We start from the raw sequence: 25162 nt of genomic DNA, 5'->3' as shown, positions 1-25162 counted from the left end.
CAGACCGCGGCGAAGTCTAATCCCTGCACCTGAGAACACCGAATGCGGCAGAGATCACGTTCGGATCACGGCTGATCGGGCTGCGCGGAGAACAGATCGGGCACGGGAGGGGCATCCGTGCCAAATGTACCATTCGGCGGTGTACGCCCCAGATGCCGCCAGGCGGCCTCCGTCGCGACCCGGCCCCGCGGGGTACGCGCCAGCAGCCCCGCCCGGACCAGGAACGGCTCACAGACCTCCTCGACGGTGTCCGGCTGCTCCCCCACCGCGACCGCGAGGGTGGAGAGCCCGACCGGGCCGCCCCGGAACGAGTCGACCAGCGCGGTCAGCACCGCCCGGTCCAGCCGGTCCAGGCCCAGCGCGTCGACGTCGTACACGGTCAGGGCGGCCCGGGCGGTCTTCAGGTTGACCACGCCGTCGGCCCGGACCTCGGCGAAGTCCCGCACCCGGCGCAGCAGCCGGTTGGCGATCCGCGGGGTTCCCCGGGACCTGCCGGCGATCTCGGCCGCGCCCTCCTCGGTGATCGGCACGCCGAGGATCCGCGCGGAACGGCGCAGCAGCGTCTCCAGGTCGGCCGGGGCGTAGAAGTCGAGGTGGGCGACGAAGCCGAAGCGGTCCCGCATCGGCCCGGTGAGCAGGCCGGATCGGGTGGTCGCGCCGACCAGGGTGAACGGCTCGACGTCGAGCGGGATGGCGGTGGCCCCCGGGCCCTTCCCCACCACCACGTCGACGCGGAAGTCCTCCATCGCGCTGTAGAGCAGCTCCTCGGCCGGCTTGGCGATCCGGTGGATCTCGTCGATGAAGAGCACGTCGCCCTCGGCGAGGCTGGTCACGATGGCCGCCAGGTCGCCGGAGCGCTCGATCGCCGGACCGCTGGTCACCCGGATGCCGGCGCCCAGCTCGGCGGCGACGATGTTTGCCAGGGTCGTCTTACCCAAGCCAGGTGGCCCCGAGAGGAGGATGTGGTCGGGCGGGGAGCCGCGCCGCATCGCGCCCTGCAGCAGCAGGTCGAGCTGGTCGCGGACCCGGTGCTGGGCGATGAACTCGTCGAGTCGCTTCGGCCGGACGCTCGCCTCCGCGTCGAGCTCGGCGTCGCTGACGTACGCCGAGACCAGGTTCTCCCCGGTCATCGCGAGCGACCCAGCAGGCGGATGGCCTGCTTGAGCAGGACGGGCACCGGCGGGGTCTCCCCGTCGACGGTCTCGGCGACCACGGCCACCGCCTGTTCGGCCTGGGCGGTGGACCAGCCGAGCCCGACCAGCGCCTGGCGGACCTGCTCGGGCCAGGCGCCGCCGGTCACCCCGGCCGCGCCGTCGACGCCGACCGGCACCGGGCCGATCCGGTCCCGCAGCTCGAGGACCAGCCGCTCGGCGCCCTTCTTGCCGATGCCCGGCACCCGGGTCAGCGCGGCGGTGTCGGCGTTGGCGATGGCCTTGCGGACCGCGTCCGGGGTGTGCACGGCGAGCACCGCCTGGGCCAGCCTGGGGCCGACCCCGCTGGCGGTCTGCAGCAGCTCGAAGAGCTGCTTGGCGTCGTCGTCGGCGAAGCCGTACAGGGTGAGCGAATCCTCCCGGACGACCAGGCTGGTGGCGAGCCGGGCCGGCTGGCCGACCCGCAGCTCGGCGAGGGTGCCGGGGGCGCACTGCACCGCCAGGCCGATCCCGCCGACCTCCACCACCGCATGGTCGGGACCGGTCGCGGTCACCGTGCCGCGCACGCTGGCGATCATCGCGCTCCTTCTCGTCGGGCCCGCTCGGCCGCGGCGGCCAGCTTGGACCGGGTGCCGCCGCGCCACACGTGGCAGATGGCCAGGGCCAGGGCGTCGGCGGCGTCGGCCGGCTTCGGCGGCTCGGCCAGCCGCAGCAGCCGGGTCACCATGGCGGTCATCTGCGCCTTGTCGGCCTGACCGGAGCCGGTCACCGCCGCCTTGACCTCGCTCGGCGTGTACGTCTGCACGGGCAGCCCGGCTCGCGCCCCGGCGAGCACGGCGATCCCGCTGGCCTGGGCGGTGCCCATCACCGTGCGGACGTTGTGCTGGCTGAACACCCGCTCGACGGCCACCGCGTCCGGCCGGTGCTCGGCCACCAGGTCAGTCAGCGACCGGTCCAGGTGCAGCAGGCGCAGCGGCAGCTCGTCGGCCGGGTCGGTGTAGACGACGTAGTAGGCGACCAGCGTGCAGGGCCGGCCCGGCACCCCCTCGACCACGCCGACCCCGCACCGGGTCAGCCCCGGGTCGACGCCGAGCACGCGCACGCCGCCTCCTCCCCAGCCGTCAGCAGTACGTGTGTTCGACACCCTACTTGTGCTCCGGAACGGCCGCCGGTCGGGACACGCCGGGGCGGCGGACCTGGCAGCAGGCACACCGCACCGGACACGGGCCTACAGCCGCGCGTGGTCGATCTCGATCGCGACGCCGACCACGTCCCCGTGGTCCTTGCCGGCCCGGATCCCCGCTGGTACGGCCAGCAACCAGCCCGCCTTCCGGTCCCGCCACACACTGGTCCGCCAGGTGCGGGAGTCCACGGTCGCGACCACCGGCACCCGGCCGAACGGGCCCGCCGCGCTGGGCGCGTGTTCGTCCGGCACCGGGGCGAAGACCCATCCGCTCGCGCCGGACCAGCGGACGAGGACCGCCTCGAAGACCGTCGGGGAGGACGACGTCGGCTGCTGGCGGCCGTCATCCCGGGCGTCGGCGGCAGCTCGGCGGGACCGTGCTGTGGTTCCCATGGTCACGTCCGTTCGGTCGGTCAGCCGGGCGGTGATGGCGGCCGGCCCCGGGGTGCGGTCACTGTGCCACGGGCCGGCGACGTTTCTCGCCGGAGGGCCGGGGCACCGCCCGGTGGCGGGGCGGGCCTGTCGGAGGTCGGCGGGTCCACACAGAGCGGCAGTGGAGTATGTGTCGCCGCCCCATGTGCCGCCGGCCACACAGCTCGTAACTTCTTGCGCCATGACGGCAGAACCCGTGGCGGTCCCCCACGTCGTACGCGTCGACCTCTCCGGTCGTAGCGCACTGGTGACCGGTGGTGGCAGCGGCATCGGCCGGGCCTGCGCGCTGCGCCTGGCGGCGGCCGGGGCGAGCGTGCTGGTGGTGGACCGGAACGTGGAGGCGGCGAAGGCGGTGGCCGCCGAGGCGGGCGGCCGGGCCGAGGGGATCGACCTGGCCGACCCGGCCGCGGTGGACCGGCTCGACGCCGACGTGGACATCGTGGTGAACAACGCCGGCCTCCAGCACGTGGCGCCGGTGCAGGACTTCCCCACCGACCGCTTCGCCTACATCCACCGGGTGATGGTGGAGGCGCCGTTCCGGATCATCCGGCGGGCCCTGCCGCACATGTACGCCCAGGGCTGGGGGCGGATCGTCAACATCTCCTCCGTCCACGGGCTGCGCGCCTCGCCCTACAAGTCGGCGTACGTGTCGGCGAAGCACGCCCTCGAAGGGCTGTCGAAGGTGGTCGCACTGGAGGGTGCGGCGCACGGCGTGACCGCCAACTGCATCAACCCCGCGTACGTCCGGACCCCGCTGGTGGAGAGTCAGATCGCCGACCAGGCGGCCACCCACGGCATCGGCGAGGACGAGGTGGTCGAGAAGATCATGCTGGCCCGGGCGGCGATCAAGCGGCTGATCGAGCCCGAGGAGGTGGCGGAGCTGATGGCGTACCTCTGCGCCCCGCCGGCCGACTTCATCACCGGCGCCTCGATCGCCCTCGACGGGGGCTGGACGGCCAACTAGTGGCCTCGCGCACAATGTCGCTCATGTCGTCGCCGGTCGAGTTCCTGGAACTACTGGCCCGGGAGGCCGCCGCGGTCGAGTTCGAGGGACCGCTGGTGGCCGCCCGGGCCGCCGGCCTGCCCGCCGAGCGGCTCGCCGAGCTGGAGCAGGCGAAGGTGGTGGCGCTGCGGGTCCGCGCGCTGCTGGAGCGCCGGCGCCGCCGGGAGATCGAGCTCTCCGGCCTGTACGACACGGCGAGCGACCTGGCCGGGCTGCGCGACCTGGACGACGTGCTGCGGGCGATCGTGCACCGGGCGCGGATCCTGCTCGGCACCGACGTGGCGTACATGACGCTCAACGACGACGAGCGCGGCGACACGTACATGCGGGTCACCGACGGCTCGATCTCGGCGCGCTTCCAGCGGCTGCGGCTGGAGATGGGCGACGGCCTGGGCGGCCTGGTGGCGCAGACCGGCACCCCGTACGTCACCTCCAACTACCAGGAGGACGACCGCTTCAAGCACACCGGGGAGATCGACGGCGGGGTCGGCGAGGAGGGACTGGTCGCCATCCTCGGCGTGCCGCTACGGCTCGGCTCCAGCGTGATCGGCGTGCTCTACGCGGCCAACCGGTCGGCCCGGCCGTTCGCCCGGGAGGAGGTGTCACTGCTGGTGTCGCTCGCCGCGCACGCGGCGGTGGCGATCGACACCGCCCGGCTGCTCGCGGAGACCCGCTCGGCGCTGGCGGAGCTGTCGGGGGCGAACAGCACCATCCGGGCGCACAGCAGCTCGGTGGAGCGGGCCGCCGCGGCGCACGACCGGATGACCGCGCTGGTGCTGCGCGGCGGCGGGGTGGAGGACGTGGCGGCCGCGGTGACCGACGTGCTGGACGGGGCGCTGCTGGCGCTGGATGCCGAGGGACGCCAGCTCGCCCGGGTAGGGCAGATCGACGAGCCGGACCGGGCCGACATGGTGGAGGCGGTGGCCGCCTCGCGTACCGAGGGGCGCAGCGTGCGCCGGGGGCCGCTCTGGTACGCCGCGGTGGTGGCGGGCGCGGAGAACCTGGGCGCGCTGGTGCTGCGCCCCGACGGCGAGCTGGTCGACGCGGACCAGCGGATCCTGGAGCGCGCCGCGCTGGTCACCGCGCTGTTGCTGCTGTTCAGCCGGACCGTCGCCGAGGCGGAGGGGCGGGTCCGGGGCGAGCTGCTCGACGACCTGATCGCCCGGCCGCTGCGCGACGCCGACGCGCTGCGCAGCCGCGCCCGCCGCCTCGGGGTGGACCTGGACGCGCCGCACGTGCTGGTGGCGGTCGGCGACGACGCGATCGCCGCGACCGGCTCGGCCCGGCAGCGGGTGCTCTCCTGGGCCACCACGTACGCCTCGACGCGGGGTGGGCTGGCGGCGGCGCGCGACGGCCGGGTGGTGCTGATGCTGCCCGGGCGGGACGCCGGCGGCAGCGCCCGGGCGGTGGCCCGGGACCTGTCCCGGGTGACCGGCCGCCCGGTGACCGCCGGCGCCAGCGGCCCGTCCAGCGGTCCGGCGTCGCTGACCACCACCTTCGCCGAGGCGGAGCGCTGCCTCACCGCGCTGGGCGCGCTGGGCCGCTCCGGGCAGGGCGCCAGCACGGCGGAGCTGGGCTTCGTCGGGCTGCTGCTCGGCGCGGTCGGCGACTCCGGCGACCGGGACGTGGCCCGGTTCCTCACCACGACGGTGGGGCCGGTGGTCGACTACGACGCCCGGCGGGGCACCGCGCTCGTGAAGACCCTGGAGGCGTACTTCGGGGTGGGTGGCAGCCTGGCCCGCGCGGCGGAGCTGCTGCACGTGCACGTCAACACGGTGACCCAGCGGTTGGAGCGGGTCGGGCAACTGCTCGGCGCGGACTGGCAGAAGCCGGAGCGGGCCCTGGAGGTGCAGCTGGCGCTGCGGCTGCACCGCCTGCGTACGCCCGCCGGCTGACCCGGCGGGACCCGGCCGCCGGATCGCCGACTGGCGGCATCCGAGTCCTTCGGATACCCCCACGTCGGCGACCTGGAGTGGATGGGGCCGGGCTCAGCGGGGGCGGATGCCCTCCAGGACGGCGTCGACGACCGGCTCGGGCAGGATGCGGTCGTCCAGCTCGGGGTGCCAGCGCAGCATCCGCTGGATCAGCATCGGCCCGGTGAGCAGCGCCATCGTCAGCTCGATGTCGAGATCGGCCCGCAGTTCGCCGCTGGCGACGCCGCGCCGGAGCACCTCGCGCATCAGCTTTCGCCGGGGCTCGATGATGTTCTGGTAGAGCTGGAAGTGGTCGGGGCTGCGGTTCACCTCGGGCACCAGGCAGGGCATGATCTTGGCGGCCCGGGGGTCGATGTTGTGCCCGACCGCGCCGACCAGCAGCACCAGGTCGTCCCGGACGGAGTGGCCGGCCGGCTGCGGCAGGATGCCCTTGAGCCGGCGCAGCGCGTCGAGCAGCAGGGCGTCCTTGCCCGACCAGCGCCGGTAGATGGTGGCCTTGCCGACCCCGGCGCGGGCGGCGATCGCCTCGATGGAGAGCGTCTCGATGCTGCTGCCCTCGGCGAGCAGGTCGAGGGTGGCCTCGATGATGGCCTCGTCCGCGCGGACGCTCCGCGGTCGCCCGGGCGACCGCGGAGCATCGGCGGTGGAAGTCATGTCAGACATTGTCGCCCAACCTAGGCGGTCCCGGCCAACTCCGGCTCGACGACCGGTTGAGCCTCGGTGGGGCCGGCCGCCGGGCGCGCCGGCAGCCAGCGCAGCGCGATCAGGATGCCGAGCGCGGCCACCACCGCGGAGAGCCCGGCCGCCCAGTGCATCGCCGCGACGAACGAGTCGTTGGCCGCCGCGATCAGCTTGGGCGCCGCCGGCCCGAGCTGGGCCGCCGCCGCGTACGCGCCGGAGATGGACTCGTCGGCGGCGTCCCGGGCCGGCGCGGGCAGGCCGGCGAGCGCCGAGGCGATGTCCTCCCGGTAGACCGCGGAGAGCACCGAGCCGAGCACCGCGACGCCCAGCGCGCCGGCGACCTGCCGGACGGTGTTGCTGACCGCGGAGCCGACGCCGGCCTTCTCCCGGGGCAGCGCCGACATGATCGACTCGGTGGCCGGCGGCATGATGTTGGCCATGCCGGTGCCCTGGAGGAAGGTCAGGACCAGGACCACCCAGATCGGCGTGACCTCGTCGACGAAGACGAACGCGCCGAGCGCCACCGCGGTCAGCACGAGGCCGACGACGGCGACCGCCCGGCCGCCGAAGCGGCGGACCATCGCCGCGCTGCGCGGCGCGAAGAACAGCTGGGCGGCGGCGAAGGGCAGGAAGAGCAGACCGGTCTCCAGCGGGCTGTAGCCCCGCACCAGCTGCAGGTAGAAGGCGTTGAAGAACATCACGCCCATGGCGGCGAAGAAGACCAGCCCGACCAGCGCCACCGGGGCGGCGAAGCGGGGCACCCGGAACAGCCGGACGTCCAGCGACGGGTGGTCGCTGCGCAGCTCGTGGGAGATGAACCAGCCCAGCACGGCCAGGCCGCCGACGATCGAGGCCCAGACCAGCGGCCGGTCGAAGCCGTGCTCGCCGCCGTCGATGATGCCGTAGGTGAGCGCGACCAGGCCGACCACCGAGAGCAGCACGCCGAGCAGGTCGACCCGGCCCGGGTTCGGGTCGCGTGACTCGGGCACCAGGACGGCGACCAGCGCCACGCCGACCGCCACCACCGGCACGTTGATCAGGAAGACCGAGCCCCACCAGTAGTGCTCCAGCAGGGCGCCGCCGAGGATCGGGCCGATCGCCACGGCGAGCCCGACCGCGCCGGCCCAGATGCCGATCGCCCGGCCGCGCTCGCGCGGGTCGAAGACGTTGGAGATGATCGAGAGGGTGACCGGCATGATGGCCGCGCCGCCGATCCCCATCAGGGCACGGGCGCCGATCAGCTGCGCCGGGCTCTGCGCGTACGCCGACAGCAGCGAGGCGAGGCCGAAGACGACCAGGCCGACCATGAGGAAGCGCTTGCGGCCGGCGCGGTCGCCGAGCACCCCGAAGGTGAAGAGCAGGCCCGCGAAGACCAGCGTGTAGGAGTTGATCGCCCATTCCAGCTCGCCCTGGCTGGCCCCGAGGCCGTGCACCGGGTCGGCGAGGGTGCGCAGCGCGACGTTGAGGATGGTGTTGTCGAGGACGACCACGAGGAGGCTGATCACCAGCACCCCGAGGATCGCCCACCTCCTCGGGTGTCCGGTGTTCTCGTGCGGTTCCATGTCCGGTTCTCCCCCCGGCTTCCCCCGCGTCGAAATACGATACGGGGCAGACTCGTAACGATGCCGAGCGTAGGTGAAGGGGTTTCGATACGGAACCGGATCGTATCGTTTGTGTCCCAGCTCACCCGGGCGGGACGACGGCCAGCGCCAGTCGCAGCAGCGCGTCGCGGGCCGGCAGTAGGCGCCGGGCCTGCGACAACCGGCCCGCCCGCCGGGCCGTCGCGGCGATCCGCTGGGTGGGCCGCCGGCGCCGCCGGTCGTACGCCCGCAGCGCGGCCGGTACGTCGTCGGCGCCGCGCAGACACTCGGCCAGCGCCACCGCGTCGATCAGCGCCTGGCAGGCGCCCTGCCCCAGATCGGGGGTCATCGCGTGGGCGGCGTCGCCGAGCAGCGCCACCCGACCGGCCACATAGGAGGGCAGCGGCGTCAGGTCGCGTACCTCGTGCCGGAGGACGCCGTCCGCGGTGAGCGCGTCGAGCAGCCGCGGGATCGGCTCGTGCCAGTCGCCGAAGAGCCGGCGCAGCTCGACCCGGTCGTCGACGGGCGGCGGGTGCCCCTCGGGCAGGGCGACGGCGGCGTACCAGTTCGTCCGGCCCGGGCCCTCCGGAGTGACGCCGAACTTGCGGCCCCGCCCCCAGGTCTCGCCGCCGGTGGCCACCTCGACGTCGGCCACCCCGCGCCAGGCCACCATGCCGGTGTGACGCAGCGGGTGCCGGTCCCCGTACAGCGCGGTCCGGACCACGCTGCCGATCCCGTCGGCGCCGACCACCAGGTCGTACGCCTCGGCGAGGGCGGCCGGGTCGTCGACCGGCGAGCCGAACCGGACCGTCCCGGGCGGCAGCGCCCCGGCGAGGGCGGCCAACAGCACCGGCCGGGTCACCAGGTGCACCGGCTCGCCGTGCCGGCGTTCCAGCCGGCCGACGTCGATGGTGGCGATCCGGGAGCCGTCCGGGCGGCGGATCACCCCGTCGCTCTGCCGGCGCCCCCGCCGACGCACCTGCTCCCCCACGCCGAGCGCGTCGAGGGCCCGCAGCGCCGGCGGCCAGATGCCCAGTCCGGTGCCGGTCTCCGGCAGCCCGGCCGCCCGTTCGAGGACAGTCACCTCCCAGCCGGCGGCCCGCAGCCCGATCGCCGCCGCCAGGCCGCCGATCCCGCCGCCGACCACCGCCGCATGCATCCCCATGGCCGCACCGTACTACAGCTGTAGTCAGCCCGACTACGCCTGTAGTGTGACCGGTGTGGCGGATCGGCGACAGCACCTGCTCGACGCGGCGATCCGGGTGCTCGGCACCCGGGGGCCGCGCCAGCTCACCCACCGGGCGGTGGACGTCGAGGCCGGCCTGCCGGAGGGCTCGACGTCCAACCAGTTCCGCACCCGCGACGCCCTGGTCGCCGGCGTGTTCGGCCGCCTCGTGGAGGTGGAGACGGCCGCCTGGGACCAGCTCGCCACGGAGCTGCCGCCCGGTGACGTCGACGCGTTCGTCGCGGTGCTCGGTCGGCTCATCCGCCAACTCACCGGCGAGGGCCGGGTGATCGTGCTGGCCCGGCACGCGCTCTTCATCGAGGCGGCCGTGCACCCCGAGCTGCGCCGCGAGATCGGCATCGGACGGGAGCGACTGGCCGAGTGGGGCGTGCCACTGGTCGCCGGGCTCGGCTCCGCCGATCCGCCGGCCCACTTCCGGATGCTGCTGAGCCTCATCGACGGGCTGTTCAGCAACCAGCTCGCATACGCGGAGGACGACTTCGACCCGGAAGCGGCGATCGGCGCGCTGCTCCGCGGCCTGTTGCCCCGCTGATCGGCGGCGACCCTCCACCGCCCGGCGGTCACGGCCCGGCGCAGCCCGGGGCGCTTCGTCACCTCGGCGCGGGCGGGGCGAGGCAGGCCCCGACGGCGGCGGAGAGTGCGTTACGCGCGGCCGGTGACCGAGGTCTGCGCGGCTCCGTCAACACCAGACGTACCCCCGGGTAGACGTTCACTACCAGGGGGTCCGTCGGGACGGCGGCGTCCGGATACGCCGGTGGAAGAAATTATCGGCTGCGGGCGGCTCCCCACCGTCTGGCCAGGGCGGCGACCGTGCCCCAGATCCCCCGCCGGAACAGCAGGACGACGAGCACGAAGATGCCGCCGGTGACCAGGCCGATCGCCTCGAACCCGGAGAACGACAGCCAGTCCTCCAACCGGACCACGATCGCCGCGCCGAGCACGCCGCCCCAAAGGGTGCCGATGCCGCCGAGCACCACCACGATCACCGCCTTGCCGGAGGTGGTCCAGTGCAGCACGTCGAGGGAGACGAAGCGGTGGCTGACGGCGAAGAGCCCGCCGCCCAGCCCGGCGATGAAGCCGGAGAGGACGAACGCGGTCAGCTTGTACCGGTGCACCGGGTAGCCGAGCGCCCGGGCACGGGCCGGGTTGTCGCGGATGCCGACCAGCACCCGGCCGAACGGCGAGTGCACGATCCGCCAGGCGGCGGCCAGCCCGAGCAGCACGATCGGCAGGATCGCGTAGTAGAAGTAGTAGTCGTCGGTGAGGTCCACCCCGAAGAACTCCCGGGGCACGCCCTGCAGCCCGTTCTCGCCCCGGGTCACCGAGCGCCACTCGTTGGCCACGTAGTAGACCAGCTGCGCGAAGGCCAGGGTGACCATCGCGAAGTAGATCCCGGTGCGCTTGACCGCCAGGTAGCCGATCGGCACGGCGAGCAGCGCCGCGGCGAGCGCGCCGGCCAGCACCGCCGCCGGGAACGGCAGGCCGGCGTGGATCGCCACCAGGCCGGTCACGTACGCGGAGGTGCCCCAGAACGCGGCGTGCCCGAAGGACATCAGCCCGGTGAAGCCGAGCAGCAGGTCCACCGAGACGGCGAAGAGCGCCCAGCAGAGGATGTCCACCGCCACCGCCGGGTAGAGGCCGTTGGGCAGCCAGAACGCCACCAGCAGGCCGGCGGCGAGCAGCGCGTACCGGACCCAGCCCGGGGCGCGGGCGACAGCGACCAGGCCGGACGGTGGGACCGGCCGGGCCGCGTCGGCGGGGGTGTCGACGGCGCTGGTCATGCCGGTGCCTCCTCACGGCCGAACAGGCCGGCCGGGCGCCAGAGCAGCACCACGGCCATCACCACGAAGACGACGGTCTGGGACACGATCGGGAACTCCGACAGGTACGCCTCGCCCCAGGCCTGGACCAGGCCGATGCCGAAGCCGGCGGCGACCGAGCCGAAGATCGAGCCGAGGCCGCCGATCACCACCACTGCGAAGACCACGATGATCAGGTCCGCGCCCATCAGCGGGTTCACCGCCCGCATCGGCGCGGCGAGCACCCCGGCCAGGCCGGCCAGGCCGATGCCGAAGCCGAAGACCGGGGTGACCCACCGCCCCACGTCGATGCCGAAGGCCCGGGTCAGCTCGGGCCGCTCGGTGGCCGCCCGGACCACCATGCCGATCCGGGTCCGCCCCAGCACCCACCACACCGCGACGCAGAGCAGCAGGGTGAAGCCGAGGATGAAGACCCGGTACGTCGGGAACTCGAAGAGCCCGAAGTCCACCGAGCCGCTCAGCGCGGACGGCGTGGCGTACGGGCTGGACTGGATGCCGTACCGGGACTTCACCAGGTCCTGCAGGATCAGCGTCAGGCCGAAGGTGAGCAGGAAGTTGTAGAGCGGGTCGAGCCGGGTCAGCCGGTGGATCACCGCCCGCTCCAGCGCCATGCCGAGCACGGCGAGGGCCACTGGCATGATCACCAGGGCCGCCCAGAACGGCACGCCCGCCTCGGTGAGCAGGACGTACGCCCCGAACGCGCCGAGCATGTAGAAGGCGCCGTGGGCGAAGTTCACCACCCGGAGCATGCCGAAGATGACCGCTAGCCCGAGGGCGAGCAGGGCGTAGAACGCCCCGCTCACCAACCCGTTGAACGTGTTCTGCGCAAAACCGGACATCAGCCCGTCACATCTTGCAGTCGGCCGAGGGGGCGCGGAACGCCTCGGCGGCCGGGATGGTCTTGAGGATCTTGACGTAGTCCCAGGGCTCGGTCACCTCGGCCTGCGGCTTCACCTGGGCCAGGTACGCGTCGTGGATGACCCGGTGGTCCTCGGCGCGGATCTTGCCGTTGCGCAGGAAGACGTCGTTGATCTCCTTGCCCTCCAGCCCCTTGACCACGGTGTCGGCGTCGTCGGTGCCGGCGGCCTGCACCGCCTCCAGGTACTGCATCGCGGCGGAGTAGTTGGCCGCGTGGGCGAAGGACGGCCGGGTGCCGGTCTCCTTCTGGAACCGGTCGGCGAACTCCCGGTTCTGCTGGTCGAAGTTCCAGTACCAGGCGTCGGTGTAGGTGGTGCCGGCCAGGGCCGCCGGGGTCAGCGAGTGGATGTCGGTGATGAACATCAGGCCCACGGCCAGCCCGATGCCCTTGTCCCGGAGCTTGAACTCGTTGTACTGCTTCACCACGTTGACCAGCTCCGCGCCGGCCTGCATGGTGCCGAGCACCTGCGGCTTCGGGTTGAGGGTGGGCGCCTTCAGCAGGAACGACGAGTAGTCCCCGGTGGTGTTCGGGAACGGCGCGCCGTCCTTGCCGACCACCTGCCCGCCGGCCTGGGCGATCGCCGCGGAGAAGCTCTTCTCCATGTCCTGGCCGAAGGCGTAGTTCGGGTAGAGGATGTACCAGTTCTTGCCGACCTGCTCGGTGGTGGTCTTCCCGGTGCCGTTGGCCAGCATGTACGTGTCGTACGCGTAGTGGAACGTGTACTTGTTGCAGCTCTTGCCGGTCAGGTCGGTGGTCGCCGCGCCGATGTTGAAGTAGAGCTTCTTCTTCTCCTTCGCCACGTCGGCGACCTTGAGGGCGGCCGAGGAGGTCGGCACGTCGAGGATGATGTCGACGCCCTTGCGGTCGTACATCTCGGCGGCCTTGCTGTTGGCCACGTCCGGCTTGTTCTGGTGGTCGGCCGTCTCCACGGTGATGTCCTTGGTGACCGCCTTGTCGCCGTACTTCGCCTTGAAGTCGGCGATGGCCAGCTCCACGGCCTTGACCGAGTTCTTGCCGGACAGCTCCGAGTAGGCCCCGGACTGGTCGTTCAGGACCCCCAGCACGATCTTGTCGCCGGTCAGCTTCTGGTCGCCGCCGGACTGCGGACCACCGCCGCCGCAGCCGGCGACCAGCAGCACCGCCGCCGACGCGGCGGCCACACCCACGCTCCTACGCATGTCCATCCCTTTCGTACCGCGCGGTCCGCGCGGGTCAGCCGTCGAAATAATTCAGATCCCGAGGTACGCCAGCAGCTCGCGCTCCCGCGAGCGCACCTCGGAGTTGTCCATCGCCTCCGCGATGCGTCCCTCGGCCAGCAGGTAGTGCCGGTCGGCGACGCCGGTGGCGAAGTGCAGGTTCTGCTCGACCAGCAGCACGGTCACCCCGTGCTGCTTGGCCTCCCGCAGCAGGTCGCCGACCTGCTGCACGAGCAGTGGGGAGAGCCCTTCGGTGGGCTCGTCGCAGAGCAGCAGCCGAGCGCCCATCCGCAGTACCCGGGCCAGCGCGAGCATCTGCTGCTCGCCGCCGGAGAGCATGGTGGCCGCCGAGTCGCGCCGCGCGTACAGGGCGGGGAACGCCTCGTAGACCCGTTCGAGCGGCCACGGGTCGGGGCCGACCCGGGGCGGCAGCGTCAGGTTCTCGGTGACGGTGAGGGTGGCGTACGCGCCGCGGTCGTCGGGGACCCAGCCGAGCCCGAGCCGCGCCCGCTTGTACGCCGGCAGCTTCGTCAGGTCCCGGCCGTCCAGGGTGACGGTGCCGCGCTGCCCGGAGTGCAGGCCCATCACGCAGCGCAGCAGGGTGGACTTGCCGGCGCCGTTGCGGCCGACCAGGGTGACCACCTCGCCGGCGGCGACCTCGAGGCTCACCTCCCGCAGCACCTGCGCCTCGCCGTAGAACGCGGAGAGGTTCTCAATGCGCAGCATCAGCGGCTCCCAGGTAGGCGGTGATGACCCGCTCGTCGGCGCGGACCTGCTCGTAGGGCCCCTCGACCAGGACCTTGCCGGCCTGGAGCACGGTGACGGTGTCGGCGAGCCGCCCGACGACGCTCATGTTGTGCTCGACCATCACCACGGTCCGACCCTTCCGGACCTTCGCGATCAGGTCGACGGTGCGGTCGACGTCCTCCAGCCCCATCCCGGCGGTGGGTTCGTCGAGCAGCAGCACCTTCGGGTCGAGGGCGAGGGCGATGGCCAGCTCCAGGGCCCGCTTGCGCCCGTACGCCAGCGCCTCGGCGGGAGCCTCGGCCAGTTCGGCGAGGCCGACCATGGCCAGCAGCTCGTCGGCGCGTTCCCGGTAGCGGTCCATCAGCTTCGCCGAGCGCCAGAACCGCCAACCCAGCCCGCTCGACGACTGCAACGCCAGCGCGACGTGCTCGCGGGCGCCGAGCTGCGGGAAGAGGCTGGTGATCTGGAACGAGCGGGCCACGCCGAGCCGGGCGACCCGTTCCGGGGGCAGGCCGGTGACGTCCCGGCCGGCCAGCTCGATCCGCCCGGCGGTCGGTGGCAGGAACCCGGTGAGCAGGTTGAACAGCGTGGTCTTGCCGGCGCCGTTCGGGCCCACCAGGGCGTGCACGGACTCCGGTGCCACGTCGAGGTCGACGCCGTCGACCGCCCGGAAGCCCCGGAAGTCGCGGGTCAGCCCGCGGGCCGACAGGAGCGCTTGCCCGGCCATCGCCACATCCTCCGCAGGTGTCCGGCGACGGCCGGGTCGGTGATCGGGGTCACAGGGCCGTCGCGTGGAGGAAACCTACGGTGCACCGGCCGAGTCGAGCCATGTCGGTCCCCCACACTTTCCAGCCGGTCGACGCGGGGTCGGCCGACATGTCCGTCATCGCGCGGCCGGTCGGGGCGGATCGACGGTGGCGAGTGGGCGGGTCGGGCGAGCGCTCCCATGTGGCCCGGCCACCTGACTGCGCGAGGGGCGGTACGGAGCACCGCCTGCGTGAACGCCGGCCGCCGCTGCACCTGGCCGCCGGACGCGGGGGTCGGCCGGGGCACGCCGGCCGACCCCGCGCGGGGTTCACCCGGCCACCGCGTACTCCGGCAGGGGCAGGCCGTCGGCCTGGCTGAAGAAGAGCCGGGTGGTGAGCCGGCGCAGCGGGCGGGAGGTCATCGCCCGCATCGACGCGTCCCGCAACCGGATCGCCGCGCGGCTGGCCGGCAGGAAGCCCGAGATCCCGCCACCGGGCACCTCCTGGCCGCGCCGGACGTGCGCCCGCAGCACCTCCTCGTACCGGCGGTACGCGACCGTGTGGTCGCCCCCGACGGCGGCCAGCTCGCCGGCCAGCACGTACGCGCCGACCAGGGAGAGGCTGGTGCCCTGCCCGGTCAGCGGGGACGGGCACCAGGCCGCGTCGCCCAGCAGCGCCACCCGGCCGGCACTCCACCGGTCCGCCCGCACCTGCCCGTACAGGTCGAAGTAGAAGTCCGGGGCGTCGGCCATGACGGCCAGCAGTTCCCGGGTCCGCCAGCCGACGTCGGCGAAGCGCTCGGCGAGCAGGCGCTGCTGGCCGGCGACGTCCCGCCGGTCCAGCCCCAGCGGCGGAGAGACGAAGCTGAACAGCGCGCTGGTCCGGCCGTGCCGGGTCGGGCGGGTCCCCACCACCCGGCCACCGGGGGCGTTGTGCATCAGGAACCAGCCGTCGTCGTCCGGGTACGGCGTGCCGAAGTACGCCAGGTACGCCCCGAGCGGCTGGACGTACGCCGACTCCGGCCCGAACGCCAGCGCCCGGGTCCGGGAGTGCATCCCGTCGGCCCCCACCACCAGGTCGACGGTGCGCGGGGCGGAGCGTTCGAAGGTGACCCGCACCCCGTCGCCGGTCTCGGTCAGCGTCTCGATCGAGTCGTCGAAGAGGTACTCGACCCCGTCGCGGGTCTCCTCGTACAGCAGCCGGCCCAGGTCCCCCCGCTCGATCTCGATCTCCGCGACGATGCCCTCACCGGCGAAGGCGTGCACCGGCATCCGGCAGGTCACCTCGCCGCGGGCGTTCACGTAGGCCATCCCGTGCTCCGCGACGCACTCGGCGCGGACCCCCGCGGTCAGCCCCATCCGGTCGACCACCTCGCGGGCGGTCCCCCGGACGTCGACCGCCTGCCCGCCGGGGCGCGGGCCGGGGGCCCGCTCCACCACCGTCGGGCGGAAGCCGTACCGGCGCAGCCAGAAGGCGAGGGCGGGGCCGGCGATGCCGGCGCCGGAGATGAGCACGGTCCTGTCGTCCATCGAGGCGCTCCAACGGTCGTGCGTACACCGTCAGTCCGGCGGCGCCGGACCCGGTCGGAGGGGGTGCCCCCGCGCGGTGAACGGTAGGTTCGGCCGTGACGCCCGCGCTCGCCGCGAACTAGTACGCTGCGCCGGGCAGGCGGGTTCCGCCGCCGGTCGTACTAGTACGCTCCGCGCCGGAGGTGTCGCCATGCCCAGCACAGCGCCCGGGTCGGAGCCGCCGTACCGGCGGATCGCCGCGGAGATCCGCCGCCGGATCGACCTCGGGGAGCTGCGGCCCGGGGACCCGGTGCCCTCGGCCCGGCGGATCACCCGCGAGCACGGGGTCGCCATCGCCACCGCCACCAAGGTCCTCGCCCTGCTCCGCGCCGAGGGGCTGGTGCTGACCCGACCGGGGGCGGGCACCGTCGTCGCTCCCGGCCGCACCGCGACGCCCGGGGCGCGACGCGCCGCCGACCGGCCGGAGCCGGAGCTGACCCGGGACCGGGTGATCCGTACCGCGATCGCGCTCGCCGACGCGGGCGGCCTGGCCGCGGTCTCCATGCGGCAGGTCGCCGCCGAGCTGGGGGTCGCCACCATGTCGCTCTACCGGCACGTGCGCGGCCGGGACGAGCTGGTCCTGGCGATGGCCGACGCCACGCTGGCGGACGCGCCGCTGCCCGTCGTCCGGCCGGCCGGGTGGCGGGCCCGCCTGGAGCTGCTCGCCCGCGCGCAGTGGGCGATCTACCGGCGGCATCCCTGGCTGCCGCACGTCATCTCGATCTCCCGGCCGCAGCCGATGCCGCGCGGCATGACGCACACCGAGTGGGCGCTGCGCGCGACCGCCGACCTGGGCCTCGACCGGCACCTGCGCTGGCATCTCGCCCTCACGCTGATGGCGTACGTCCGGGGCATGGGCACCAACCTGGAGGCGCGGGCCCGCTCGGAGCAGGACACCGGCCTCACCGACGACGAGTGGGTGGAGCGCCACGGGACCGAGTTCCAGCGGATGATGGCCGACGGTCGCTACCCCACCATGGCGGGGCTCTTCGCCGAGGGGGACGTGGACCTGGACCTGGACAGCGTCTTCGCGTTCGGTCTGCGGAGCCTGCTGGACGGCTACACCACCCTGATCGAGGGGATCACCCGGGGAAGGTGACCACCCAGCGGGCCCCCTCGCCGCGGGCCAGCCGGTCGAAGGCGGCCGGCGCCTCGTCCAGTCCGACGGTGCCGCTGACCAGCGGGCGCAGGTCCAGCGTGCCGTCGCCGAGCGACCGGGCCAGCTCGGGCACCTCCCGGTCCGGGTCGGAGGAGCCGTACACCGAGGAGCGCAGCGTGCGCGCGGAGTGGAAGATGTCCAGCGCGGCGAGGCTGACCAGGTCGTCCTTCGCGCCCATGCCGACCACGGTGACCGCTCCCCCGCGCCGGGTGATCCGCCAGGCCGCCCGGATTGTGGCGGACCGGCCGACGCACTCGAAGGCGTGGTCGACGCCCCGGCCCTCGGTGCGCGTGCGCACCTCCTTCGACAGCTGGTCGTCGGAGCGGAGGAAGTCGGTGGCGCCGGCCGCCAGGGCCAGGCCGCGCTTGGCCTCGGCGACGTCGACCGCGAGGATCGGCGTCGCGCCGGCGGCCCGGGCGGCGGTGAGCACGGCGAGCCCGACCCCGCCGAGGCCGATCACCGCGACCGACTCGCCCGCGGCGACCCGGGCGGTGTTGCGGACCGCGCCGGTGCCGGTCAGCACCGCGCAGCCGAGCAGCGCGGCCTGCTCGGGCGGGAGCCCGGCGGGGACCGCGACGGCGGCGTGCTCCGGCACCACCACCTCCTCGGCGAGGGCGCCGAGCCCGAGGGTGACGTGCAGCGGGTCGCCGTCGGCGGTCTCGCCGCGGGCCACCGCCGGGGCCGTGTTGGCGGCGCAGAGCCATGGCTCGCCGTGGCGGCAGAACCAGCAGTCCCGACAGGCCGGCGCCCAGTTGAGCACCACCGGGGTGCCGACCGGCAGCCGGGTCCCGGGGCCGGCCTCGGCGACCACGCCGGCCGCCTCGTGCCCGAGCACCAGCGGGTACGCGGGCGCCAGCGTGCCGTCCACCATGGACAGATCGGAGTGGCAGATGCCGGCGGCCCGGATCCGGACGCGCAGCTCGCCGGGGCCGGGCGCGGGGAGGCGTACCTCCTCGACGCGCAGCGGCGCGCCGGGGCCACGGGCCACCAGGGCCCTCATCGCTGGATCGCCTTGATCTCGCGGAACTCGTCGACGCCGTACGCGCCCAGCTCGCGGCCGAGGCCGGACTGCCGGTAGCCGCCGAAGGGGGCGAGCGGGTTGAACGCGCCGCCGTTGACGTCGACCTGCCCGGTGCGCAGCCGCCGGGCGACCGCGAGCGCCGCCTCCTCGTCTGCGGACCAGACCGCGCCGGCCAGCCCGTAGCGGGAGTTGTTGGCGATCGCGACCGCCTCGTCGGTGTCGGCGAACGGGATGACGGCGAGGACCGGGCCGAAGACCTCCTCCTGGGCGAGCGCGCTGTCCGGGTGCACGTCGGCGAGGACGGTCGGCGCGACGAAGTGGCCGCGGGGCGGGAGCGGGGCGTCCGGGCCGCCGGCGACGAGCCGCGCCCCGTCGGCGAGCGCCCGGTCGACGTGCCCGCGGACCCGCTCGGCCTGGGCGGCGGAGACCAGCGGACCCAACCGGGTCGCCGGGTCGAACGGGTCACCCAGCCGGTACCCCCCGACGGCCGCCGCGAGCAGCTCGAGCGCCTCGTCGTAGCGGTCGCGGTGGACCAGCATGCGGGTCCAGGCGGTGCAGGTCTGGCCGGAGTTGAGGAAGGCGTTGCCGACCCCGACCTTCACGGCGGTGGCCAGGTCGGCGTCGGCGAGGATCAGGTTGGCCGACTTGCCGCCGAGCTCCAGGGCGACCCGGGCGATCCGGTCGGCGGCGAGGTGGGCGATCCGGCGGCCGGTGGCGGTGGAGCCGGTGAACGAGACCAGGTCCACGTCCGGGTGGGCGGCGAGGGCCTCGCCCACCACCGGGCCGGTGCCCGGGACCAGGTTGACCACCCCCGGCGGCAGCCCGGCCTCGGTGATCGCGTCGAAGAGCAGGTACGCCGTCAGCGGGGTCAGCTCGCTGGGCTTGAGCACCACCGTGCAGCCGGCCGCCAGGGCCGGGGCGACCTTGGCGACGACCTGGTGCAGCGGGTAGTTCCACGGGGTGATCGCGCCGACCACGCCGACCGGTTCGCGGACCACCAGCGAGTTCCCGACGGTCTCCTCGGCGGGCGGCCGGGCGGCGAGCTCGACCATGCTGCGCAGCACGGTCAGCGGCAGGCCGGTCTGCACCCGGGCGGCGAGCTTGAGCGGGGTGCCCAGCTCCCACGCGACGGTCCGGGCGATCTCGTCGGCGCGCGCGGCGAGCGCGGCGTGCAGCCGGTCCAGGTGGGCGGCCCGCTCGGCGGGGGCGGTGGCCGCCCAGCCGGGGAAGGCGGCCCGGGCGGCGGCCACGGCCCGGTCCACGTCGGCCGGGGTGCCGGCGGGGACCTGGCCGACGGTGTCGGCGGTGGCCGGGTTCTCGACGGGGATGGTGTCGCGCCCGGTGGGGTCGACCCACTCGCCGGCGACGTGCAGGTGGTGACGGACCAGGAGGGCGGGCGGCGCGGCGGCGAGATCCATGTCGTCCTTCGCGGGGGCGGGAAACTAGCGCTGGGAGTTTGGACGCTACTCCGAACGGCCGGTCGGCTCCAGCGGGGCGAGCGGCCCGACGGTCCGCTCGTACTCGGCGGCTAGCCCGTGCAGCAGCGCGTCGAGGCCGAGGGCGAAGGCGCCCTCGTCGACGCTGCGCTGGCGCCCGGCGAGCCGGTGCGCCTGCGTCAGGTGCGGGTAGTGCGCGGCGTACAGCGCCGGGTCCTCGACGAAGCCCCGGGCGAACGAGCCGAGCGCCGAACCGGCGACGAAGTAGCGCAGCGCCGCCCCGATGTGGGTGGCGCGGGCGGGCGGCCAGCCGGCCCGGACCAGGCCGCCGTAGACCGCGTCGGCCATGGCGAGCGCGGCCGGCCGCCGGCCGGGCCCCTGGGCCAGGTACGGCACGACGTTGGGGTGCGCGGAGAGCGCCTCCCGGTACGACCAGGCCCACCGGCGCAGCGCCTCCCGCCAGTCGAGCCGGGCGAAGAAGCCGGTGTCCACGGTGGCGGTGACGCTGTCCGCCACCGCGTCGAGGATGGCGTCCTTGGTCGCGAAGTGGTTGTAGAGCGACGGGCCCTGGACGCCGAGGGCGGCGGCCAACCGCCGGGTGGAGACGGCGCCGAGCCCGTCGGCGTCGATCAGCGCGAGCGCCGTGGCCACGATCCGGTCCCGGGTGAGCAGAGCCTGTCGGGGTCGGGGCACCGGTGTCTCTCCCTCGTGGGCCTGGCCGGTTCACCGGCGGTCCCGTGCACCCTAGCCGCGCCGCCCGGGGCGGCCCGTCCTCCGTCGGGTGGGACGTGGGGTCTGGACGGACTAAAACTTACACCGCTAGTTTGAGGGCGACCCATCGCCGCGCCAACGCAGGGGGACCACCGTGGACTTCTCACTGACCGACGAGGAACGGGCCGTTCGGGACACCGTCCGGTCGTTCATCAGCCGCGAGGTGATGCCGCTGGAGCAGGAGGTGCTCCGCCGCGAGCGCGCCCACCAGCCCGGCCTCGACCGCTCGGAGCTGCGGGAACTCCAGCTCAAGGCGAAGAAGTTCGGCTTCTGGGGGCTGGCCACCCCGGAGGAGTACGGCGGGATGGATCTGCCCGCGGTCATGCAGTCGCTGATCTGGACCGAGCTGGGCCGCACCTTCGTGCCGTTCCGCTTCGGCGGCGAGGCGGACAACATCCTGTTCCACGCCACCGAGGAGCAGAAGCGGGAGTTCCTCCTCCCCACCATCGAGGGGGAACGTATCTCCTGCTTCGCGATCACCGAGCCGGGCGCCGGCTCCGACGCGGCCAACATCCGGCTGTCGGCCCGCCGCGACGGCGACGACTGGATCCTCGACGGCGAGAAGACGTTCATCACCAACGGCAACGACGCCGACTTCGCGATCGTGGTGGCGGTGACCGACCGGGAGAAGGGCGCCCGCAACGGCGGCGCCACCGCGTTCCTGGTGGACCGGGCGATGGGCTGGCGGTCGGAGTTCATCCAGACCATGGGCGAGGGCGGCCCGGCGTCGCTGATCTTCGACGGCGTCCGGGTGCCGCACCGCAACATCCTCGGCGAGGTCGGCCGGGGCTTCGCGCTGGGCATGGAGTGGATCGGCAAGGGGCGCTACACCATCCCCTCGCACGCCATCGGCATCGCGGAGCGGGTCCTGCAGATGGCGATCGACCAGGCCAACACGCGGGAGACCTTCGGCGCGAAGATCGGCACCAACCAGGCCATCCAGTGGATGATCGCCGACTCGGAGACCGAGCTGGAGGCGGCCCGCTGGCTGGTGCTGCGCTCCGCCTGGACGGTGGACCAGGGCCTGGACCCGCGGCACGCCTCCTCGATGGGCAAGCTCTACGGCGCCGGCATGGTCAACCGGGTGGTGGACCGGGCGCTGCAGATCCACGGCGGCATGGGCTACACCCGGGAGCTGCCGATCGAGCGCTGGTACCGGCAGGTGCGGCTCTACCGGATCTTCGAGGGCACCGACGAGATGCAGCGGCTGATCATCTCCCGTGACCTGCTGCGCGGGTACACGAAGATCGGCGGCCACCTGGCCTGAGCGGGTGCTCCCGCCCGGTCCCGGGGCGGGAGCACCCACTCAGCTCGTCAGCGCGTCGAGCGCCAGGTCGACGTCGTCCTCCGTGCAGTAGAGGTGGAACGCGGCCCGGACCCGGCCGGCGCGGACCGCCGCGCGCACCCCGGCCCGCGCCAGCTTCTCCTCCGCCCCCGGCACCTCGACGGTCACGATCGCACTCTCGCCCGGCGGCCGGCCCAGCCCGGCGAGGAACCGGTTGGCCAGGGCGACGTCGTGGTCGCGGACCGCGGGCAGCCCGATCTCGCCGAGCAGCTCCAGCGCGGGCGCCGCGCCCACGTAGGAGAACCACGCCGGGGAGATGTCGAAGCGCCGGGCGTCCTCGGCCAGCCGCAGCGGCGGACCGTAGTAGGAGGCGTGCGGGTCGGCGCCCGCGTACCAGCCGGCGGCGTCGGGACGCAGCCGGTCGCGCAGCGCCGGGGCGAGGTAGGCGAAGGCGGCGCCGCGCGGCGCCATCAGCCACTTGTACGCGGCGACGGCCACCACGTCGGCCCGGCCCGCGTCGAAGGGCAGCCAGCCGCAGGCCTGGGTGGCGTCCACCGCGACGAGGGCGCCGTGCGCCCGGGCCGCGGCGACGATCTCGTCGTACGGGGCGACCGCGCCGTCGGCCGACTGCACCAGGCTGAACGCGACCAGGTCGGTGTCCGCGTCGATCGCGTCCACGAGGCCGGCCAGCGGGACCGTGCGTACCGTGACGCCCCGCCGCTCCTGCACCAGCCAGGGAAAGAGGTTCGAGGTGAACTCGATCTCCGGGACCACCACCGTGGCCCCCGGCGGCAGCGCGGCCGCCACCGGGGCGAGCAGCTGCGACGCCGTACTGCCGATCGCCACGTCCGCCGCCGCCACCCCGACCAGGGCGGCGAACGCGGCCCGGGACCGATCGACCGACCCGCCCCACCCCTCCCAGGAGATCCGCCCCACCCGCCAGTCGGCCAGCGCCTCCTGCAGCGCCGTCCAGGCCGGCTCGGGCGGCAGCCCGTAGCTGGCGGTGTTCAGCCAGCCCGGCTCCGGCTGCCACAGCTTCTGCGCCTCTCCCAGCTCCATGGCGCCGACGCTAGCCAGGCCCGTCGCCGACCGGAACGGCCAATCCACACCCCGCGGCCCGCGCACCACCCCCGGCGGGCCGGGGCGGTCCCGGGGGCGGTCCGCGATCCGGTCAGGGCCGCGGCCGACCTGAAGCTGCCGGCCGACGAGGTCGTGGACCTGGACACCATCGGCGGGTAGCCACCGCCTGGTGGCGCCGGGTGCGTGCCGGTTAACGTCGGCCTGTCATCCACTCCGGAGGTCGGCGATGATTCTCGAGATCCGCACCTACCGCCTCAAGCCCGGCACCATCGACGAGTTCGTCCGGCTGATGCGCCAGGAGGCGGCGCCGCTGCTGGCACGCTTCGGGATCCGGGTGGTGGCCGCCGGAGCGTCCCTGGTCCGCGAGGACGGGCACGAGGAGGCGTACCTGATCCGGGCCTTCCCCTCCCTCGCGGTCCGCGACGAGCGGGAGGAGGCGTTCTACGGCAGCGACGCCTGGCGGGACGGCCCGCGCGAGGCGATCCTCTCCCGGATCGAGAGCTACCACACCGTGGTGCTGGAGACCGCCGAACAGTCGGTCGATGTGCTCCGGCCGCGCCGGTCCTGAACCTCGGGCCCCGGCGACCGTTCCCCGGACAGGGGCAGCGGCGCCCGGCCCGGTATGGGGGCGACCGCCGCACCCGGGGCGCACCGGAAACCGGCGCGACCCCGGGTGGCAGGGTGATCCTCGACCGGCCGGCTCAGGCCGGCGCGCCGGCCAGCGCCGGGGGCCGCTGGCCCGGCTCGCCGTCCGCGGGCCGATCCTCGGCCGGTTCGTCCTCGTCGAGCATGGTGGCCTCGTCGAACGGACGCTGGCCGCTGAGCACCGCCTGGGCCTGGTCGCGGTCGAACTCGCCGGTCCAGGTGCCGACCAGCACGGTGGCGACCGCGTTGCCGGCGAAGTTGGTCAGCGCCCGGGCCTCGGACATGAACCGGTCGATGCCGACGATCAGCCCCACCCCGTCGACCAGGTCCGGCCGGTGCGACTGCAGGCCGCCGGCCAGCGTGGCCAGGCCAGCGCCGGTCACCCCGGCCGCGCCCTTCGAGGCGATGACCATGAACGCCAGCAGGCCGATCTGCTCGCCGATCGACATCGGCTTGCCCAGCGCGTCGGCGATGAAGAGCGACGCCATGGTCAGGTAGATCGCCGTGCCGTCGAGGTTGAACGAGTAGCCGGTCGGCACGGTGATGCCGACGACCGGCTTGCTGACCCCGAAGTGCTCCATCTTGGCGATCAGCCGGGGCAGCGCCGACTCCGACGACGAGGTGGAGAAGATGAGCAGGAACTCCCGACCCAGGTAGCGGAGCAGCGAGAAGATCGAGACGCGGGCGACGAGCCAGAGCAGCGTGCCGAGCACCACGAAGACGAAGATCGCACAGGTCGCGTAGAAGCCGAGCATGACCTGGGCCAGGCTCTTCAGCGCGTCCACGCCGGTCGCGCCGACCACCGCGGCGATCGCCCCGAACGCGCCGATCGGGGCGACCCACATGATCATCGCCAGCACCTTGAATACGAGCCGCTGGAGCACCCCCACGGCCCGCAGCACGGGCTCGCCGCGCGTGCCCATGGCCTGCACGGCGAAGCCGACCAGCAGGGCGACCAGCAGGGCCTGGAGCACCTCGCCCTCGGTGAGCGCGGAGAAGAGCGTGGTCGGGATGATGCCGAGCAGGAAGTCCACGGTCCCGCCGCTCTCGCCACCGGCGGCGGCCTTGCCCGCGCCGGCCAGGTCCGGGCCCAGGTTCAGACCGGCGCCGGGGTGGATGACGTTGCCGACCACCAGGCCGATGGCCAGCGCGATGGTGGACATGACCAGGAAGTAGCCGAGGGCGAGACCGCCGACCTTCCCGACCTTGGCCGCCTGCCGGACGGATCCGACACCGAGGACGATCGTGCAGAAGATGACCGGCCCGATCATCATCTTGATCAGATTGACGAAGCCGGTGCCGAGGGGCTTCAGCTCTTTACCGAACTCCGGGGCGGCGAGGCCGACCAGGATGCCGGCGGCGACGGCCACGATGACCGCCAGGTAGAGGTAACGGGTCCGGTCCCGGCGGGCGGGCCGGGCGACCACGGGGGTGGGTGTGGTGGTGTCCATGCCCACAATGTGAAGCGCGTCTCAACACAAGGCATCCTTGCGTTCATTCTGTTCACCCCCGTGACTCGCGGCCGAAACGGGCGCCGGACGGGTGCGCCACACTTGCGG

General features: G+C 73.9%; 24 protein-coding genes. 6 read left to right on the top strand and 18 right to left on the bottom strand.

The features are described from left to right. Nucleotides 1-65: 65 nt before the first annotated feature. The 4 genes from ruvB to ACTWO6_RS12435 form a co-directional block, all read right to left on the bottom strand. Nucleotides 66-1130: a Holliday junction branch migration DNA helicase RuvB gene (gene ruvB / locus ACTWO6_RS12450; protein ID WP_446219786.1), complete on the bottom strand. Its 1065-nt coding sequence runs from the start codon at nucleotides 1128-1130 to the stop codon at nucleotides 66-68. Further along, nucleotides 1127-1729 carry a Holliday junction branch migration protein RuvA gene (gene ruvA, locus ACTWO6_RS12445; RefSeq protein ID WP_446219785.1) on the bottom strand — a complete coding sequence of 201 codons (603 nt, stop codon included), beginning with the start codon at nucleotides 1727-1729 and terminating at the stop codon, nucleotides 1127-1129. The genes ruvB and ruvA overlap by 4 nt, the downstream gene beginning before the upstream one ends. Beyond that, nucleotides 1726-2253, bottom strand: coding sequence for a crossover junction endodeoxyribonuclease RuvC (ruvC, locus tag ACTWO6_RS12440; protein ID WP_446219784.1), 528 nt, complete (start codon nucleotides 2251-2253; stop codon nucleotides 1726-1728). Before ruvC ends, ruvA begins: the two co-directional genes overlap by 4 nt. A 126-nt stretch (nucleotides 2254-2379) precedes the next feature. After that, entirely contained in the window at nucleotides 2380-2727 is a 348-nt protein-coding gene (locus tag ACTWO6_RS12435) for a DUF1905 domain-containing protein (protein WP_446219783.1), read from the bottom strand. A gap of 220 nt (nucleotides 2728-2947) precedes the next feature. Here ACTWO6_RS12435 and ACTWO6_RS12430 point away from each other — a divergent pair, with 220 nt between their 5' ends. Beyond that, nucleotides 2948-3730: a 3-hydroxybutyrate dehydrogenase gene (locus ACTWO6_RS12430; protein ID WP_446219782.1), complete on the top strand. Its 783-nt coding sequence runs from the start codon at nucleotides 2948-2950 to the stop codon at nucleotides 3728-3730. Nucleotides 3731-3744: 14 nt separating this feature from the next. After that, nucleotides 3745-5664: a helix-turn-helix domain-containing protein gene (locus tag ACTWO6_RS12425; protein WP_446219781.1), complete on the top strand. Its 1920-nt coding sequence runs from the start codon at nucleotides 3745-3747 to the stop codon at nucleotides 5662-5664. Between the two features lie 93 nt (nucleotides 5665-5757). Here the strand turns inward: ACTWO6_RS12425 and ACTWO6_RS12420 are convergent, their stop codons facing one another. From ACTWO6_RS12420 to ACTWO6_RS12410, 3 genes are all read right to left on the bottom strand, one after another. Continuing rightward, nucleotides 5758-6366, bottom strand: a complete 609-nt coding sequence (locus ACTWO6_RS12420; RefSeq protein WP_446219780.1) for a TetR/AcrR family transcriptional regulator — start codon at nucleotides 6364-6366, stop codon at nucleotides 5758-5760. A gap of 11 nt (nucleotides 6367-6377) precedes the next feature. Continuing rightward, on the bottom strand, nucleotides 6378-7946 hold the full coding sequence (locus ACTWO6_RS12415) for an MFS transporter (RefSeq protein WP_446219779.1): 1569 nt from the start codon (nucleotides 7944-7946) through the stop codon (nucleotides 6378-6380). Nucleotides 7947-8067: 121 nt separating this feature from the next. Next, complete coding sequence (locus ACTWO6_RS12410; RefSeq protein WP_446219778.1) at nucleotides 8068-9129, bottom strand: FAD-dependent monooxygenase; 1062 nt, start codon at nucleotides 9127-9129, stop codon at nucleotides 8068-8070. 55 nt (nucleotides 9130-9184) lie between these two features. On the opposite strand from ACTWO6_RS12410, the gene ACTWO6_RS12405 reads away from it, so the two are divergent. Then, entirely contained in the window at nucleotides 9185-9742 is a 558-nt protein-coding gene (locus tag ACTWO6_RS12405) for a TetR/AcrR family transcriptional regulator (protein WP_446219777.1), read from the top strand. 232 nt (nucleotides 9743-9974) lie between these two features. Here ACTWO6_RS12405 and ACTWO6_RS12400 read toward each other — a convergent pair whose 3' ends face one another. The 6 genes from ACTWO6_RS12400 to ACTWO6_RS12375 all read right to left on the bottom strand — a co-directional run bounded on the left by ACTWO6_RS12400 (nucleotide 9975) and on the right by ACTWO6_RS12375 (nucleotide 16167). After that, nucleotides 9975-10991, bottom strand: coding sequence for a branched-chain amino acid ABC transporter permease (locus ACTWO6_RS12400; RefSeq protein WP_446219776.1), 1017 nt, complete (start codon nucleotides 10989-10991; stop codon nucleotides 9975-9977). Further along, complete coding sequence (locus tag ACTWO6_RS12395; protein ID WP_446219775.1) at nucleotides 10988-11869, bottom strand: branched-chain amino acid ABC transporter permease; 882 nt, start codon at nucleotides 11867-11869, stop codon at nucleotides 10988-10990. The genes ACTWO6_RS12400 and ACTWO6_RS12395 overlap by 4 nt, the downstream gene beginning before the upstream one ends. 7 nt (nucleotides 11870-11876) lie before the next feature. Next, nucleotides 11877-13133 (bottom strand): ABC transporter substrate-binding protein, encoded by a 1257-nt coding sequence (locus ACTWO6_RS12390; protein WP_446219774.1) that lies wholly within the window; start codon nucleotides 13131-13133, stop codon nucleotides 11877-11879. A gap of 45 nt (nucleotides 13134-13178) precedes the next feature. Then, nucleotides 13179-13871 (bottom strand): ABC transporter ATP-binding protein, encoded by a 693-nt coding sequence (locus ACTWO6_RS12385; protein ID WP_446219773.1) that lies wholly within the window; start codon nucleotides 13869-13871, stop codon nucleotides 13179-13181. Further along, nucleotides 13858-14619 (bottom strand): ABC transporter ATP-binding protein, encoded by a 762-nt coding sequence (locus ACTWO6_RS12380; protein ID WP_446219772.1) that lies wholly within the window; start codon nucleotides 14617-14619, stop codon nucleotides 13858-13860. Before ACTWO6_RS12380 ends, ACTWO6_RS12385 begins: the two co-directional genes overlap by 14 nt. A 348-nt stretch (nucleotides 14620-14967) precedes the next feature. Beyond that, nucleotides 14968-16167: an FAD-dependent monooxygenase gene (locus ACTWO6_RS12375; protein ID WP_446219771.1), complete on the bottom strand. Its 1200-nt coding sequence runs from the start codon at nucleotides 16165-16167 to the stop codon at nucleotides 14968-14970. A gap of 190 nt (nucleotides 16168-16357) precedes the next feature. Between ACTWO6_RS12375 and ACTWO6_RS12370 the strand changes: the two genes are divergently transcribed. Further along, nucleotides 16358-17305: a TetR/AcrR family transcriptional regulator C-terminal domain-containing protein gene (locus tag ACTWO6_RS12370; protein ID WP_446219770.1), complete on the top strand. Its 948-nt coding sequence runs from the start codon at nucleotides 16358-16360 to the stop codon at nucleotides 17303-17305. Here ACTWO6_RS12370 and ACTWO6_RS12365 read toward each other — a convergent pair. Genes ACTWO6_RS12365 through ACTWO6_RS12355 form a run of 3 tightly spaced genes read right to left on the bottom strand, consistent with a single transcriptional unit; the run spans nucleotide 17289 to nucleotide 20515 of the window. Then, on the bottom strand, nucleotides 17289-18365 hold the full coding sequence (locus tag ACTWO6_RS12365; RefSeq protein WP_446219769.1) for an alcohol dehydrogenase catalytic domain-containing protein: 1077 nt from the start codon (nucleotides 18363-18365) through the stop codon (nucleotides 17289-17291). The genes ACTWO6_RS12370 and ACTWO6_RS12365 overlap by 17 nt on opposite strands. Then, nucleotides 18362-19804, bottom strand: coding sequence for an aldehyde dehydrogenase family protein (locus tag ACTWO6_RS12360; protein WP_446219768.1), 1443 nt, complete (start codon nucleotides 19802-19804; stop codon nucleotides 18362-18364). The genes ACTWO6_RS12365 and ACTWO6_RS12360 overlap by 4 nt, the downstream gene beginning before the upstream one ends. 45 nt (nucleotides 19805-19849) lie before the next feature. Beyond that, nucleotides 19850-20515: a TetR/AcrR family transcriptional regulator gene (locus ACTWO6_RS12355; protein WP_446219767.1), complete on the bottom strand. Its 666-nt coding sequence runs from the start codon at nucleotides 20513-20515 to the stop codon at nucleotides 19850-19852. 172 nt (nucleotides 20516-20687) lie between these two features. Here ACTWO6_RS12355 and ACTWO6_RS12350 point away from each other — a divergent pair, with 172 nt between their 5' ends. Next, on the top strand, nucleotides 20688-21860 hold the full coding sequence (locus tag ACTWO6_RS12350) for an acyl-CoA dehydrogenase family protein (protein WP_446219766.1): 1173 nt from the start codon (nucleotides 20688-20690) through the stop codon (nucleotides 21858-21860). 39 nt (nucleotides 21861-21899) lie between these two features. Here ACTWO6_RS12350 and ACTWO6_RS12345 read toward each other — a convergent pair whose 3' ends face one another. Continuing rightward, nucleotides 21900-22937: an aminotransferase class V-fold PLP-dependent enzyme gene (locus ACTWO6_RS12345; RefSeq protein ID WP_446219764.1), complete on the bottom strand. Its 1038-nt coding sequence runs from the start codon at nucleotides 22935-22937 to the stop codon at nucleotides 21900-21902. Nucleotides 22938-23184: 247 nt separating this feature from the next. Here ACTWO6_RS12345 and ACTWO6_RS12340 point away from each other — a divergent pair, with 247 nt between their 5' ends. Next, complete coding sequence (locus ACTWO6_RS12340; RefSeq protein ID WP_446219763.1) at nucleotides 23185-23526, top strand: NIPSNAP family protein; 342 nt, start codon at nucleotides 23185-23187, stop codon at nucleotides 23524-23526. Nucleotides 23527-23659: 133 nt separating this feature from the next. On the opposite strand, the gene ACTWO6_RS12335 is transcribed toward ACTWO6_RS12340, so the two are convergent. After that, nucleotides 23660-25054: a cation:dicarboxylate symporter family transporter gene (locus tag ACTWO6_RS12335; protein WP_446219762.1), complete on the bottom strand. Its 1395-nt coding sequence runs from the start codon at nucleotides 25052-25054 to the stop codon at nucleotides 23660-23662. Between the last annotated feature and the right edge of the window lie 108 nt (nucleotides 25055-25162).

The sequence above is a fragment of the Micromonospora sp. IBHARD004 genome, from assembly GCF_052814115.1.
This window is presented reverse-complemented; position numbering and strand designations above follow the sequence as displayed.

Coding starts and splice junctions, on each gene's coding strand:
- ACTWO6_RS12425 (WP_446219781.1), top strand. CDS start 3,745: ATGTCGCTCATGTCGTCGCCGGTCGAGTTCCTGGAACTACTGGCCCGG.
- ACTWO6_RS12430 (WP_446219782.1), top strand. CDS start 2,948: ATGACGGCAGAACCCGTGGCGGTCCCCCACGTCGTACGCGTCGACCTC.
- ACTWO6_RS12435 (WP_446219783.1), bottom strand. CDS start 2,727: ATGGGAACCACAGCACGGTCCCGCCGAGCTGCCGCCGACGCCCGGGAT.
- ruvA (WP_446219785.1), bottom strand. CDS start 1,729: ATGATCGCCAGCGTGCGCGGCACGGTGACCGCGACCGGTCCCGACCAT.
- ACTWO6_RS12345 (WP_446219764.1), bottom strand. CDS start 22,937: ATGGAGCTGGGAGAGGCGCAGAAGCTGTGGCAGCCGGAGCCGGGCTGG.
- ACTWO6_RS12375 (WP_446219771.1), bottom strand. CDS start 16,167: ATGGACGACAGGACCGTGCTCATCTCCGGCGCCGGCATCGCCGGCCCC.
- ACTWO6_RS12365 (WP_446219769.1), bottom strand. CDS start 18,365: ATGAGGGCCCTGGTGGCCCGTGGCCCCGGCGCGCCGCTGCGCGTCGAG.
- ACTWO6_RS12390 (WP_446219774.1), bottom strand. CDS start 13,133: ATGGACATGCGTAGGAGCGTGGGTGTGGCCGCCGCGTCGGCGGCGGTG.
- ACTWO6_RS12360 (WP_446219768.1), bottom strand. CDS start 19,804: ATGGATCTCGCCGCCGCGCCGCCCGCCCTCCTGGTCCGTCACCACCTG.
- ACTWO6_RS12385 (WP_446219773.1), bottom strand. CDS start 13,871: ATGCTGCGCATTGAGAACCTCTCCGCGTTCTACGGCGAGGCGCAGGTG.
- ACTWO6_RS12380 (WP_446219772.1), bottom strand. CDS start 14,619: ATGGCCGGGCAAGCGCTCCTGTCGGCCCGCGGGCTGACCCGCGACTTC.
- ACTWO6_RS12370 (WP_446219770.1), top strand. CDS start 16,358: ATGCCCAGCACAGCGCCCGGGTCGGAGCCGCCGTACCGGCGGATCGCC.
- ACTWO6_RS12395 (WP_446219775.1), bottom strand. CDS start 11,869: ATGTCCGGTTTTGCGCAGAACACGTTCAACGGGTTGGTGAGCGGGGCG.
- ACTWO6_RS12335 (WP_446219762.1), bottom strand. CDS start 25,054: ATGGACACCACCACACCCACCCCCGTGGTCGCCCGGCCCGCCCGCCGG.
- ACTWO6_RS12340 (WP_446219763.1), top strand. CDS start 23,185: ATGATTCTCGAGATCCGCACCTACCGCCTCAAGCCCGGCACCATCGAC.
- ACTWO6_RS12415 (WP_446219779.1), bottom strand. CDS start 7,946: ATGGAACCGCACGAGAACACCGGACACCCGAGGAGGTGGGCGATCCTC.
- ACTWO6_RS12400 (WP_446219776.1), bottom strand. CDS start 10,991: ATGACCAGCGCCGTCGACACCCCCGCCGACGCGGCCCGGCCGGTCCCA.
- ruvB (WP_446219786.1), bottom strand. CDS start 1,130: ATGACCGGGGAGAACCTGGTCTCGGCGTACGTCAGCGACGCCGAGCTC.
- ACTWO6_RS12420 (WP_446219780.1), bottom strand. CDS start 6,366: ATGTCTGACATGACTTCCACCGCCGATGCTCCGCGGTCGCCCGGGCGA.
- ACTWO6_RS12410 (WP_446219778.1), bottom strand. CDS start 9,129: ATGGGGATGCATGCGGCGGTGGTCGGCGGCGGGATCGGCGGCCTGGCG.